The sequence below is a fragment of the Akkermansia muciniphila genome (genome assembly GCF_900184965.1).
Classification (GTDB): domain Bacteria; phylum Verrucomicrobiota; class Verrucomicrobiia; order Verrucomicrobiales; family Akkermansiaceae; genus Akkermansia; species Akkermansia muciniphila_A.
The window spans coordinates 1-211 of record NZ_FXYA01000188.1 but is presented as its reverse complement, the minus strand read 5'-3'; the positions used below and the strand labels follow the sequence as shown (position 1 = coordinate 211).

Annotated in this window: 1 protein-coding gene; it reads right to left on the bottom strand. The window is 68.7% G+C overall.

All coding sequences use genetic code 11. The features are described 5' to 3' along the window. On the bottom strand, positions 1 to 211 hold a 211-nt coding region (locus CI070_RS13925; RefSeq protein WP_218824045.1), incomplete at both ends, for a hypothetical protein.

Below are 211 nucleotides of genomic sequence, written 5' to 3'. Positions count from 1 at the left end.
AAGCTGCCCCTGCGGCGGCATCGCGGCCAGATCCTTCTGCGCGGCGGCTGCATCCCGCGCCCCCTGCGTCGCCTGAAGCTTCCGCTGCATGTCGGCAGCCTCCTTCTTCTGCGCGTCCAGCTCCCGGAGCTGGGCCTCCGTCCGGCGGCACTCTGTCGGCGAGCCCGTCCGCTCGTACAAAAACTTCGCAAACTTCCGGGGCTCCACATAC